The organism is Sphingomonas sp. 28-62-11, from assembly GCF_002278865.1.
Classification (GTDB): domain Bacteria; phylum Pseudomonadota; class Alphaproteobacteria; order Sphingomonadales; family Sphingomonadaceae; genus Sphingomonas.
This window is the reverse complement of the sequence record NZ_NCGB01000033.1, coordinates 1-13,166: the sequence shown is the minus strand read 5'-3', so window position 1 is coordinate 13,166 and position 13,166 is coordinate 1. Positions and strand designations below refer to the sequence as shown.

At 63.0% G+C, this 13,166-nt stretch carries 11 protein-coding genes; 3 read left to right on the top strand and 8 right to left on the bottom strand.

The window, feature by feature from the left end; translation table 11 throughout:
* Positions 1-134: 134 nt before the first annotated feature.
* Both B7Y49_RS11685 and B7Y49_RS11680 read right to left on the bottom strand, forming a co-directional pair.
* Entirely contained in the window at positions 135-749 is a 615-nt protein-coding gene (locus B7Y49_RS11685) for a site-2 protease family protein (protein WP_374127770.1), read from the bottom strand.
* 26 nt (positions 750-775) lie between these two features.
* On the bottom strand, positions 776-2,029 hold the full coding sequence (locus B7Y49_RS11680; RefSeq protein ID WP_374127769.1) for a M24 family metallopeptidase: 1,254 nt from the start codon (positions 2,027-2,029) through the stop codon (positions 776-778).
* Between the two features lie 172 nt (positions 2,030-2,201).
* Here B7Y49_RS11680 and B7Y49_RS11675 point away from each other — a divergent pair, with 172 nt between their 5' ends.
* Positions 2,202-3,515: a dicarboxylate/amino acid:cation symporter gene (locus tag B7Y49_RS11675; protein WP_374127768.1), complete on the top strand. Its 1,314-nt coding sequence runs from the start codon at positions 2,202-2,204 to the stop codon at positions 3,513-3,515.
* Positions 3,516-3,538: 23 nt separating this feature from the next.
* On the opposite strand, the gene B7Y49_RS11670 is transcribed toward B7Y49_RS11675, so the two are convergent.
* The 3 genes from B7Y49_RS11670 to B7Y49_RS11660 all read right to left on the bottom strand — a co-directional run bounded on the left by B7Y49_RS11670 (position 3,539) and on the right by B7Y49_RS11660 (position 6,033).
* Positions 3,539-4,165: a glutathione S-transferase family protein gene (locus B7Y49_RS11670; protein ID WP_374127767.1), complete on the bottom strand. Its 627-nt coding sequence runs from the start codon at positions 4,163-4,165 to the stop codon at positions 3,539-3,541.
* A 261-nt stretch (positions 4,166-4,426) separates the two neighbouring features.
* Positions 4,427-5,518 (bottom strand): recombinase RecA, encoded by a 1,092-nt coding sequence (gene recA / locus B7Y49_RS11665; protein ID WP_374127766.1) that lies wholly within the window; start codon positions 5,516-5,518, stop codon positions 4,427-4,429.
* A 95-nt stretch (positions 5,519-5,613) separates the two neighbouring features.
* On the bottom strand, positions 5,614-6,033 hold the full coding sequence (locus B7Y49_RS11660; protein ID WP_374127765.1) for a hypothetical protein: 420 nt from the start codon (positions 6,031-6,033) through the stop codon (positions 5,614-5,616).
* A 339-nt stretch (positions 6,034-6,372) separates the two neighbouring features.
* Between B7Y49_RS11660 and B7Y49_RS11655 the strand changes: the two genes are divergently transcribed.
* Together B7Y49_RS11655 and B7Y49_RS11650 are read left to right on the top strand one after the other, a co-directional pair.
* Positions 6,373-7,386, top strand: a complete 1,014-nt coding sequence (locus B7Y49_RS11655) for an adenosine deaminase family protein (protein ID WP_374127764.1) — start codon at positions 6,373-6,375, stop codon at positions 7,384-7,386.
* Positions 7,386-7,901, top strand: coding sequence for a phosphoribosyltransferase (locus B7Y49_RS11650; protein ID WP_374127763.1), 516 nt, complete (start codon positions 7,386-7,388; stop codon positions 7,899-7,901). The genes B7Y49_RS11655 and B7Y49_RS11650 overlap by 1 nt, the downstream gene beginning before the upstream one ends.
* A 165-nt stretch (positions 7,902-8,066) precedes the next feature.
* Here the strand turns inward: B7Y49_RS11650 and B7Y49_RS11645 are convergent, their stop codons facing one another.
* The 3 genes from B7Y49_RS11645 to B7Y49_RS11635 all read right to left on the bottom strand — a co-directional run bounded on the left by B7Y49_RS11645 (position 8,067) and on the right by B7Y49_RS11635 (position 12,966).
* On the bottom strand, positions 8,067-8,417 hold the full coding sequence (locus B7Y49_RS11645) for a response regulator (protein ID WP_374127762.1): 351 nt from the start codon (positions 8,415-8,417) through the stop codon (positions 8,067-8,069).
* A 40-nt stretch (positions 8,418-8,457) separates the two neighbouring features.
* Positions 8,458-10,851: an ATP-binding protein gene (locus B7Y49_RS11640; protein WP_374127761.1), complete on the bottom strand. Its 2,394-nt coding sequence runs from the start codon at positions 10,849-10,851 to the stop codon at positions 8,458-8,460.
* Between the two features lie 63 nt (positions 10,852-10,914).
* Complete coding sequence (locus B7Y49_RS11635) at positions 10,915-12,966, bottom strand: M13 family metallopeptidase (RefSeq protein WP_374127760.1); 2,052 nt, start codon at positions 12,964-12,966, stop codon at positions 10,915-10,917.
* Between the last annotated feature and the right edge of the window lie 200 nt (positions 12,967-13,166).

Genomic DNA, 13,166 nt, shown 5'->3' with positions numbered 1-13,166 from the left:
ACTCGAATTGCTGGAAAGCGTCCACGATAGAGCAGACCCCAATACCGCCAAGGTAGCGGCGAGTTTTATCCCGCGACCCTCATCCGTGTCGTTTCAGCGTTTGCGAGCGGACACGGCACTCCGCCCGCTTCAGTTCATTTGGCCGCCCTGTTCGATCCGCGCAGTCTTCGGGCAATTTGAGACCCGTCGCTGCCCGCAAATGGCAGCAAGTTGCAAAGGCCGGCAGATATCGAGAGAATCACGAACGCAGTCGTCCAGGACTCGGCGATGTGCCCTTCAGGCTGCAAAGGGACAATGCTCGATCCGGAAAGCTCATTGCCGTCGAGCGACCCGGATGGTGGAAAGGTAAAGTCGACGGTGCGCGCCGGGACCTGTGTAACGAGAGCCCAGCAAAGCATTACCAAGGCGGCAGTTGCGATATTGGCCGCCGGCCCCGCCCCGGCAATGATGATATGCCGCTTGGATGTCTCAATGCGGTCGAGCGAGTAAGCGACAAAGCCGCCGATATCGCCACTGTGCCGACCCGTCACCATACCGAATCGCCGTCGCCTGACGTCAAACTGAAACGGAAAGACCACGATCTTGTGGAGGGAGCCACCCAGCTTGCTGACTGCCACGGCATGGCCGAGTTCGTGTATAAGCGTAACGATAAACATCAGCATTGCGGCGACTGCCCATGTAAGCTCCGCACCAAAGTTTCCGGCGTGGGAAATCGCTATCGTGGCGGCGACATAGGCAGCAAACGACATGAAATAGGCAAGCCAACGCATTGTCGTCACCCAATCGGCTGCTCGAGGCTGGTCGGCGGCACGCTGAACCATTTTGGTCCGGCGGGCGTCATGTGAAAACAATCCTCGAGCCGGACGCCGAACTTGCCGGGTAGGTACAGGCCGGGTTCGTTCGAAAAACACATGCCGGCCGCGAGCGGGGTCGCTTCGCCGTGGACCAGATTGACAGGTTCGTGCCCGTCCATGCCGATGCCGTGGCCAGTCCGGTGCGACAGGCCGGGCAGTTTATAGCCGGGGCCATAGCCTGCGCCCTCGTAGAACCGTCGAACCGCGTCATCGACGGCGCCTGCAGGGGTACCGATCTGGGCCGCTGCGTTTGCGATCTGCTGGCCGCGCGCGACATCCCTCCATACCTTATGCTGCTCTGCGGTGGCGGTGCCATGGACGAAGGTGCGCGAGATGTCCGACTGATAACCCTGCACCGTACAGCCGCAATCCATCAGCACGATCTGGCCGTCGGCCACCCGTTGCGGCGCGCTGCTGCCGTGCGGATAGGCGGCCGCCTCGCCGATCAGCACAAGCGCGAATTCGGGATTGCCGCCCAGCTTGCGGGTCGCCGACGTCATCAGCGCGCCGATCTGGGCCGGGGTCATCCCCGCTTCGATTCGGGGGTGCGTCCACCGATAGGCGGCCATGGTGACATCGGCAGCAGCCTGCAGCAGCGCGATTTCGGCCGCGCTTTTGATCATCCGGCAGCCGCGCACGACCGGATTGGCCGATACGAGCCTGGCCGATGGCAGCGCACGGGCGAGGCCATCAAAGGCGAAGAACCGCGCGGTCTCCTCGATCCCGACGGGCTGGCCCGCCAGCTGGCGGTCGCGCAGGAAGCCGGCGACTCGCTCCAGCGGGTTCTGATCTTCCTGCCACACCCGAACCTCGGCCGGGATGGCGAGCGATTGGCGGATCGAGGGTTCCTCGAAGAATGGCGTAACGATGCAAGGATCGCCCTCGACCGGGATGATCGCCGCGGTCAGCCGCTCGCTGCGGCCCCAACGCACGCCGGTAAAATAGGTGAGACTCGCGCCCGGTTCGACCAGCACCGCGCCCATGCCCGCCGCCCGCATGAGCGCCTGCGCACGAGCGATACGGGCCTGTCGTTCGGCGGTGCTGATCGGCGCGGTGCCGGTGGTGAGGTCGCTGAGCGCCGACAGATCGGGCTCGGCAGCGCGCAACAATGCTGGCACGCCCAAGAGCGGCAGCGCGGCAGTGGCGGCGATCAACTGGCGGCGCGACATGAGCATGGCAGTCTCCGAAGGGCAAGCTTAGCGATACGGCGCGCACCCCTGCCGCGGCAATCCCCCCCGCGCTGGGCACCAGGCGGCGGTCTGGATCGGTGCGCACTTCAAGCGAAGTGCTTGACCCGGACGACACAATCCCCTTCGCTATCGTGGCATTGACTGCAGGGGATTATGCGTGGGCAAGCGACTGACGTGGTACATCATGGGCGCGCTGGTGCTGGGCGGATTGCTCGGCTGGGCGCTCAATGCCAGCTGGAGCGGCACGCCGGAGGGCGTCGCGCGGCTGAAGGACGCGGCCTATTATCTCGACATTCCGACGCAAATGTTCCTGCACCTGATCAAGATGATCATCGCGCCGCTTGTCGTTTCCACCCTGGTCGTCGGGATTGCGCATATGGGCACCGGCAGCGCGATCGGGCGGATCGGGCTGAAGGCATTTCTGTGGTTCGTCAGCGCCAGCCTGGTTTCACTGACGCTGGGCCTGTTGATGGTCAATCTGCTCCAGCCCGGGGTCGGCGTGAACCTTGCGCTGCCTGCAGTCGATGCCTCGAGCGGCGTCGATCGATCGGCGTTCGATCTTGCCAAGTTCCTGATCCATATCGTTCCCACCAGCGCGCTGGATGCGATGGCGACCAACGACATCCTGCAACTCGTCGTTTTCTCGCTGTTTTTCGGCGTCGGCTTGGCCGCCGTGGGGGAAGCTGGTGCGCCGCTGGTGCGCGGGCTTGAGGCGCTGGTCGCGGTGATGCTGACCGTCACCGGTTATGTGATGTTGTTCGCACCGATCGCGGTGTTCTGCGCGATCGCCAAGGCGCTGGCGACTAATGGCGTCAAAATCGTCGGCGATCTCGCGATCTTCATGGGTAGCTTTTACCTGGGGCTCTTCGTGCTGTGGCTCTTCCTGCTCGGTGCCTGTTTCCTGGTGATCGGTTCGCGCACCGGCACGCTGATCCGCTATCTGCGCGATCCGATCCTGCTCGGCTTTTCGACCGCATCGTCCGAGGCCGCCTATCCGCGCACGCTCGATGCGCTCGACCGGTTCGGCGTGCCGCCTAAGATCGCCAGCTTCGTGCTGCCGCTGGGCTATTCGTTCAATCTCGACGGATCGATGATGTATATGACGTTCGCATCGATCTTCATCGCCCAGGCTTATGGCATCGATCTCAGCTGGAGTACGATGATCCAGATGCTGCTGATCCTGATGATCACCAGCAAGGGGATTGCCGGGGTGCCGCGCGCCAGCCTTGTCGTCATCACCGGTACGCTGGCGCAGTTTAACATCCCGGAGGCGGGCATTCTGCTTATCCTCGCGGTCGACCAGTTCCTCGACATGGGTCGGACCGCAACCAACGTAGTCGGTAACGCCGTGGCGAGCGTGGTCGTGGCACGGTGGGAGGGGCAGCTCGACAATCCGGCCGAGGCCGAACCCGATGTGCGGCCGATCCTACCGCCCGTCACGCCCGAGCGGGACAGTTTTATTTCCAAGTGACGACCGGTAGCGGGCTTGCCTCATCAGGCATAGGCGTATGGCCCGCCCTTGGCGAGGGCGGTTTGGTAGGCGGGGCGGGCGTGGATCTTGGTGAGCCAGGCGATCGTTGCCGGGCGCGACGCGCCAAGTCCGGCGCGGGCGCGGGCGGCTTCGAGCGGGAAGCTCATCATCACATCGGCGGCACTGATCTCATCGCCGGCGAACCACGAGCGCGAGGCGAGTTCGGCTTCGAGGTAATCGAGGTGGACATCGAACATCGGCGTCAGCCGCTTGAGTGCTGCCTTGCCGAACAGCGGAATCCGCCCGACGACAAGCATCGCGAACAATGGCGGCATCATCGATCCTTCGGCATAATGGATGAACTGGCGGTAGCGCAGCACCGAATCGCGGTGATGCCCAGGCCCCATCCTGCCATCGGCCTTTTCGATCAGATATTCGACGATTGCCCCGGTTTCCGCGACAACCACCCCGTCATCCTCGATCACCGGCGATTTGCCGAGCGGATGGACCATTTTAAGCTCGGGCGGCGCGAGAAACGTCTTCTTGTTCCGCTCGTAGCGCTTGATTTCATAGGGCAGCCCAAGCTCTTCAAGCAGCCAGAGGATGCGCTGCGAGCGCGAGTTTTCGAGGTGATGGACGATAATGGTCATGGGATGCGCTCCTGCGTTCGGGTCAGGCTAGCCCAACGAACCGAGATGTCGACCCCGTTAAACCCTGCACCCACGACCCCTGCGAAAATTGACGAAAGTGACGACCTGCTAAAAAAAGCGCAGTCCCACTCCCGCCCGCTCAAATCGCCAAACATGAAAGATCCGCCGACGCGGGCCTAAACATGAAAGGCCCGCCGACGCGGGCGGGCCTTTCCAGTTGTTGCGGCGCGGTTTCGCAGGGCGAAGACGCCGCTGGGAAGCTCACATATCGTCGTCGGCATCCGGCTCCGGGCCGGCCATCATTTCCTCGGCAACCTTGTCGGTGCGCGTGCGGATGGCCTGTTCGAGCCGATCGGCCATGTCGGGATGTTCGGAGAGATAGGTCTTGGCGTTTTCACGGCCCTGACCGATCCGGACACTGTCATAGGAGAACCAGGCGCCCGATTTCTCGACCAGCCCGGCCTTGACGCCGAGATCGAGGATTTCGCCGATCTTCGAAATGCCCTGGCCGTACATGATATCGAATTCGACCTGCTTGAACGGCGGCGCGACCTTGTTCTTCACCACCTTCACGCGGGTGGTGTTGCCGACGATATCTTCGCGGTCCTTGATCTGGCCGGTGCGGCGAATATCGAGGCGGACCGAGGCGTAGAATTTGAGCGCATTGCCGCCCGTCGTCGTCTCGGGATTGCCGTACATCACGCCGATCTTCATGCGGAGCTGGTTGATGAAGATCACCATGCAGCGCGAACGGCTTATCGACCCGGTGAGCTTGCGCAAGCTCTGCGACATCAGGCGCGCCTGTAGCCCGACATGGCTGTCGCCCATTTCACCTTCGATTTCAGCGCGCGGTACCAATGCCGCGACCGAATCGACCACAAGCACATCGATTGCGTTCGAGCGGACCAGCGTGTCGACGATTTCCAGCGCCTGCTCCCCCGTATCGGGCTGCGACACGATCAGTTCGTCGATATTGACGCCCAGCTTCTTGGCATAGACAGGATCGAGCGCATGTTCGGCATCGACAAAGGCTGCGGTGCCGCCATTCTTCTGCGCTTCGGCGATCACGTGCAGTGCAAGCGTGGTCTTGCCAGAGCTTTCGGGACCGTAAATCTCGATCACCCGGCCGCGCGGCAAACCGCCAACGCCAAGCGCGATATCAAGCCCAAGCGAACCGGTCGAAATCGCCTCGACCTGCATCGTCTCCTTCGAGCCGAGCTTCATCGCCGATCCCTTGCCAAAGGCACGATCGATCTGTGCGAGGGCCGCATCGAGCGCCTTTGCGCGCTCGGCTGCTGCCTTGTCTGTGGATACCGCCATTTTGCTGTCGATGACCTTCAATTGTGCTGCCATTGGAAGCCTCCGTCGCTAGACCGAACATGCCGGATGGGCAATGCGTAGCGCTTGTGTACTTGCAATGTTCTTATTGAACAAGAGGGGAACAAAAATTATTTTGCCCCGCGCCTGCCGATGATTAGCGCCAGCAACAGCACCACACCAATGCCCCATAAAATGGTCGCACCCGATCCGGCCAACTGGGCCACCCCGTCACCATACAACGACGGTAGCCAGCTGAGCGCAATACCATCGCAAAAGGCGGCGGCCATCGTGCCGATTGCGATACCCATCAGCAGTTGATCCCCCACCAACTGCGCTGCCCAACGCAGCAGATAGACGAACGGCACCGTGCCGGGAAAAATCAGCGCAAAGGTGATCGCCCTAGCCGTTCCGTCGAGTGCCCCCATGGGCCCCACGGCGCGAAGGATGATCGCTGCCAGGAACCAAAGGGCGATACCGAGGAGGGTCGAGATAGCGATCTGACGGTGGGATAGTGGCGCGATGTGGGTGCTGGAAACAGAGTTGGACAAAGCTGATCTCCGATAGTGGTACCAAGCCTGTAGCATAACGTAGCGCTCGCTACAATTCTTTGTCCGGCAATCAGGTTGGGAGGAGTAGGGAAGATTTTGTTCACGCGGAGGCGCAGAGGGCGCGGAGAAGAAGGGACAAGAGTGGGTGCAGATCGCGGCAGCACCGCTGCGTTCGCAAACGTTTATGATGAAAGCACTACGCGCATGGCGCTGCGGAACCCCTCCGCGCCCTATGCGCCTCCGCGCGAACAAAATCTTTTCTTGAACCCGGCACGCGCCCTCCCCCGCAAGACACGACAGTCGGCTTGCCCCTTGCGCCCGCATTGGCGATGATGCGCAATGACCGATCTCAACACCTTCATCACCGACCTGCCGAAAGCCGAGCTCCATCTGCATATTGAGGGGAGTCTGGAGCCTGAGATGATGGTTGACCTTGCCCGGCGCAATCGGGTGTCGATCCCCTTCACCACGGTTGAGGAAGTCCGTGCGGCCTATGATTTTTCGCGGCTGCAGGATTTCCTCGATATCTATTATGCAGGCGCGGACGTGCTGCGCACCGAGCAGGATTTCCACGATCTCGCGCTGGCCTATTTCGATCGCGCGGCGGCGGACGGCGTGGTGCATGCCGAGATTTTCTTCGATCCGCAGACGCATACCGATCGCGGAATTCCGTTCCAGGTCGTCGCCGACGGGTTGCTGGCGGGCATGGCGGCCGCCGAAGCGAAACACGGGATGACGGCCAAGCTGATTCTGTGCTTCCTGCGTCATCTTGACGAGGATGCCGCTTTTGCGACGCTAAAGGCAGCCGATCCCTGGCTCGATCGGATCGCGGGGGTCGGCCTCGATTCATCCGAAGTCGGTCACCCACCCGAAAAATTCGCGCGTGTCTTTGCGGCAGCAGGGGTGATGGGGCTGAAACGCGTCGCCCATGCGGGCGAGGAAGGGCCACCCGATTATGTGTGGCAGGCGCTTGATGTGCTCAACATCGATCGGCTCGATCACGGCAACCGTGCCCTGGAGGATCCCGTGCTGACAGCACGGCTGGCGCGGAGCGGCATGACGCTAACGGTCTGCCCGCTGTCCAACCTGAAATTGTGCGTGGTGCCCAATATGGCGGCCCACCCGATCGATGCGATGCTGCACGCGGGGCTTCGCGCCACGATCAATTCGGACGATCCGGCCTATTTTGGCGGGTACATCGCCGATAACTACCGCGCGGCGGCAGCGGGGCGGAACCTGTCACGGTCAGATCTCGTGATGCTGGCCCGGAACAGTTTTCTCGGTTCATTCCTGCCGCACGACGCGGTGGCGGTGCATCTGGCCAAGCTCGATCGTTATGCGGAGGCGCAGTAATGCCCATCTTCACGCCAATCCCACATGAACGCTTTGTCGATCACGTCATGACGCTGGCTGCACTGATCGGCGCCGACGGCTGGGTGCCATCCTATCTGATCGGCATCGGGCGCGGCGGGCTGGTGCCGGCGACCTTCCTCAGCCACGCTTGCGGGCTGCCGATGCTGTCAGTCGATTATTCGAGCCAGGTCGAGGAATTTGCCGATGGCGCCCTTGCCCGGCTTGCCGCGCGTACCCGGAATGGCGACAGACTGTTGTTCGTGGATGACATCAACGACACCGGTGGGACGATCGGCCGGTTGCGGACGATCCTGGCCGATCAGGGCGCTGCGGAAGGCAGCATCCGCTTTGCGACGCTGATCGACAATATCCGCTCGGCCCAGCGCGTCGAATACCACGCCGAGACGATCGACCGCGCGGTGACCAAGGACTGGTTCGTGTTTCCGTGGGAAGCAGTCGCACCACGGGCCACGTTGGTAGAGGATGCGGCAGCAGTGCCGGAGCGGACGGCTTAGGTCGTCGTGATTCTAGGTTGATTAGAATTACCTCCGTTCAGGCTGAGCGAAGTCGAAGCCCAAGCCATGCGCTTGCCCCCTTCGACTGCCTGCAAGGCAGGCGCTCAGGGCAGGCTTCGACTTCGCTCAGGGCGAGCGGGAGATGTCTCGGTAGGCTTTAGCCAGTCACCCCAGCGCGGCGAGTGCCTGTTCCACCCCGGCCATCGTGAAGGGCTTGGGCAACACGGGGCATTCGCGAAACCGGTCCGGGATGCCATTACCGCTGCCACCGCTGGCGAACACGAACGGCACGCCCGCCGCCGTCAGCGCGTCGGCAATGGCTTCGCTCGTCTCGCCGCCCCGCAAATTGACGTCGAGGATCGCCGCATCGATGCCGCCCTGCGCAATCGCGGCAAGCCCGTCGGCGACGCAATCGACCGGGCCGATCAACTGCTTGCCCAATATGTCGAGGAAATCCTCGATCATCATGGCGATCAGCGGTTCGTCTTCGACGACAAGGATGGCAGTAACAGGCATGGGGCGCGCTTAGAGCCTAGTTGGGGCGCAACGCCAAGCGTCATTTCGCCGCAAGCACATCGCGCGCGGCCTCGGCCAGCTGCTGCACGGAAAAAGGTTTGGCGAGGAAGGCGACATTATCGAGGTCGATCGATTTGCGCAGTTGCTCTTCGGCATAGCCCGACATGAACAGGATCGGCAGGTCGGGGTAACGCTCGCGGGCGCGGCGGACCATTGTCGGGCCATCCATGATTGGCATCATCACGTCAGAGATCAGCAGATCGGGGCGCGGGTGCACCTCCAGCAAATCGAGCGCCGCCTCGCCATGTTCGGCCGTCAGCACAGTATAGCCCTGCCGCGTCAGCGCGCGTTCGGCCACGGCGCGCACCATATCCTCGTCCTCGACCAGCAGGATCGTGCCGCTGCCCCACAGGTCGCCGGGTTTCGCCTTAGGTGTCGCTGCGACGGGCTTGGCGGGGGCGCTGGCAGTATGCACCGGCAGGTAGATGGTAAACACCGTGCCCTTACCGGGCTTTGAATCGGCAAAGATGTAGCCGCCCGATTGCTTGACGATGCCGTACACTGTCGAAAGCCCGAGCCCGGTGCCCTTGCCGACTTCCTTGGTGGTAAAGAAGGGCTCGAAGATCTTGGGCAGAATCTCGGGTGGAATGCCGGTGCCAGTGTCGGAGATTTTCAGCGCTGTGTAATCGGCGACGGGCAGGATCTCGGAGTCCATTGCGCGCACGTCGGCGGCGGTGACAGTCAGCGTCTGGATGGTCAGCGTGCCACCGCCCTGCCCGTTCTTGCCGAGCATCGCATCGCGCGCATTGACCGCGAGGTTCATTACCACCTGTTCAAGCTGCCCCGGATCGGCGCGGACCGGCCCCAGATTGCGGCCATGCGTGACGGTGAGCGTCACGGTTTCACCCAGCAGGCGCTTGAGCAGGTTGGAGACTTCGGAAATCACATCGGGTAGCTGCAGGATCTGCGGACGCAGCGTTTGCTGGCGCGAAAAGGCGAGCAACTGCCGGGTCAGGCTCGCCGCGCGGTTCGAATTGGCGCGGATCTGCTGAATGTCGTCATAATCGCTGTCACCCGGCGAATGGCGCATCAACATCAGGTCGCAGTGGCCAATGATCGCGGTGAGGATGTTGTTGAAATCATGCGCGACACCGCCTGCGAGCTGGCCAACCGCCTGCATCTTGGTCGCCTGCGCCACTTCGCGCTTCAGGCGGCTTTCCTCGCTATTGTCCTTCAGGCTCATCAAAACCGCCGCCTCGCCGAGTCCGCGCGCGCCCGCAATCGACAGGGCAACGGGTTCGTCGGGCCGGTCGCGCAACCGCACCGCCATGTCGGTGCTGTGGGTCGCGCCGCCCGCGAAGCGCCGCACGGCATCGGCGACCGCGGCCTTGTCCTCACGCACCACCAAGTCGCCCGGGTAGAGCGGGGGTGCGGCGGGATCGACATCGGCGGCGCGAACGAACGCGTCGTTCATCTGCAGGAACCGCCCCTCGCGATCGATGAGCGCGATCCCGAACGGCATCAGCGAGACGAGGCTGCGGATATGGGCGGAGGCCCCCGCCCCGATCGCGGGGCCGACGGCTTCCTCCTCATCGAGCAGCGCGACGAGCAGCGGGGCATCCTCACCCTCGATAAACGGAATCTGCACGACGCGCAGCGGCGTGCCGGCCTGCCCTTCCCGCTCGAAACGGACCATGCCCTGCCCGTCGGTGATCAGGAACCGGGCGAAATCGCGGCCTGCAATCGCGCCTTCCTCATGCCCCATCGCGCGCAGGCGAAACACGCGGTTGGCGCTGCGGATGCGCCCTTCGGCGGTGATCAGCGCAGCCATGATGCCGCTGGCAGCGAGCCGGTTGCCAATCGGCCCGGCGATCATCGCCTCGATCGTTGTGGCAAGATCGGCACCCAGTGCCCCCGCAAACCGCCAGACGAGCATGTCTTCGGCTTGTCCAGCTTGCTCGATATGCGCAGCGATTGGCCCGGCGTCGATCATCAGCCGGTCGACCTGCGCCTGCCCGTCGCGCCATGCCGCGCGTCCGGCCGCCGCCAGCGCGGCGACGCCCGCCTCGCCGATCGGCAGATTGGGTGGCGTGGGGTAGCCGCTGAACACTGCCTCGTACCGATCATTGGCGCAGATCAGCCGCCCCGCACGATCGGTGACCGCCACCGCATCGGGGCTGGCGCCCGCCAGCGCGCGCGCGACCGACCAGTCGACATTGGGCTCGACGGCCACCGCTGGCGCAATTGCCGACCGGATCAGCACCACTGCGCCCACCAGCACGATCGACGCCGCCAGAAACCCCGCCGCGAAGATGGGATCGCGCAGCAGCGCGAGGATCACCAGCGCCGCCGCCACGCCGCACCCGAGCGCAATCAGCGCCGGGATGCGCACACTTGGCGCGGTGGGTGCCGAAGGTGACGGAATGCTGGCCATCCCCCCTCTTTGGCGCGCCTTATGACAGCGTCAAGCGACTAGCGCATGCACCGTCCGTTCGACTCACCAAATCCGAACGCGGCTTTCTGGTTTCAGCACCAGCGCCTGGCCGTCCTTGGGCGCGAATGCCGCGTACCAGGGATCGAGATTGCGGACGATCCAGGCGCGCTGCGGGCCGGGTGCGTGCGGATCGGTGAGGAGCCGGTTGCGCAAGTCAGCCTCGCGGTGCTTGCGGCGCCAGACCTGCGCCCAGCCGAGATAGAAGCGCTGGTCGCCAGTCGTCCCGTCGATTACAGGCGCGTCCTTGCCGCCAAGCGAAACGTGATAGGCATCATAGGCGGCGGAGAGCCCGGCGAGATCGGCGGTGTTCTCGCCCAGCGTCAGCCCGCCCTTCACCTTGAAACCGGGCAGCGGCTCATAGGCATCATATTGCGCGACAAGCTGGCCGGTGCGGGCCTTGAACGCAGCGATATCGGCATCGGTCCACCACTGGGTGAGCTTGCCGGTCGCGTCATATTTCGATCCCTGATCGTCAAAATGATGGCTGATTTCATGCCCGATCACCGCTCCGATGCCGCCATAATTGACCGCCGGATCGGCCTTGGGATCGAAAAAGGGCGGCTGCAGGATCGCGGCGGGGAAAGTTATCGCGACCAGCGTCGGGTTCGCCTGTGCGTTCACCGTCATCGGGGCGAGGCCCCATTCCCAGCGGTAAATCGGTTTGCCGAGCTTGGCGGTGTTATAGCTATGCGCCCACTGGTTCGCGCGCAGCTTGTTGCCGAATGCATCACCGGCCCGGATCGTCAACGCCGAATAATCGCGCCACTTGTCCGGATAGCCGATCCGCGGCGTGAAGGCGGCGACCTTGGCGTGCGCCTTTACCTTGGTTTCGGCGGACATCCATTCGAGCTTCTCGATCCGCGCATCCATTGCCGCCAGCACATTCTTGACGAGCTGATCGACTGCCGCCTTGGTTTCGGGCGGGAAATAGCGCGCAACATAGATTTTGGAGACCTCGTCAGTCACCGCAGCCGATGTCCAGTTCACCGCGCGCTTCCAGCGCACCTGCTGCTCGGGCGTCCCGCGCAGCACCGTGCCCGAAAAGGCGAAATTGGCGGCGTCGAAACGCTCCGGCAGCACATCGGCGAAGCTGTCGAACGAGCGGATGATCAGTTGATCCTTCAGCACTTCAAGCGGGGTTGCCGCGATCAGCGCCGCCATCTTGGCGATCGCGGTCGGCTGGCCGACCACGACGGTGTCAACGGGTGTGCCGACGCCCGCGAAATAGGCGGCGAAATCGAAGCCCGGCGCCATCGTCTGCAGATCGGCAACGCGCATCTTGTTATAGGTCTTGTCGGCATCGCGGCTTTCGATCCGCGTCCAGTGTGCCTTGGCAATCTCGGTTTCGAAATCGACCAGCGCCTTAGCGCGCGCTTCGGCATTGGGTTCGCCCGCCAGCGTCATGATCTTGGCGATATGCGCCTGATAGGCGGTCCGCGCCTCGACCAGCTTGGCATCGCTGCTCAGATAATAATCACGATCGGGCATGCCCAGCCCGCCCTGCCGTACATTGACGGTATAGGTATCGGGTTGCTTTGAATCGGTGCCAACCCCGCTGCCGAACGGCACGCCCACACCGTTCTTGTCGGCCTGCGCCGCGAGCGCCGCATAGCCCGCTTTCGACTTCAGCGCCTTGATCTGCGCGAGCCACGGCATGATCGGGGCAAGCCCCTTCGCCTCGATCGTCTTGGTATCGAGATAGGCGGCATAGGCCTTGCCGATCTTCGATTGCGGGTCCTTTGCCGCTTCTTCGAGCAGGCCGAGCGTGCGCTGCTGCGACACGTCCTGCAACACATCGAACGCGCTGTAGCTTGGCTTGTCGGCGGGGATCGCGGTCGTGTTCAGCCAGCCGCCATTGGCATAACCGAAGAAATCATCGCCCGGCGCAACATCGGTACCCATGCCCGCCGCATCGAAGCCATAGCTGCCGATCTGGGGCTTGCTCGCCGCCGCCGCCGTCGGTGCCGCGACTTGCGGCTTGCCTGTCGCGACGGTGGCCAGCGCCGTGCCGATGGCGAGGGTGGAAACGACGGCGATCAATCGAAGCGGACGCATGAAAAACTCCCCAGATTATTGTTTTATATAGATAGTTACTACGTCATGGAGCCGAAGTGCGCCTCAAAACAATGCCGTCACCCTGAACTCGTTTCAGGGTCCACCGTGCAACACCTTATATCGCCGGTGGGGCGCGGTGGATGCTGAAACAAGTTCAGCATGACGGGCAGTTTTGGCACGAACTTCAGTTCCAGATGATT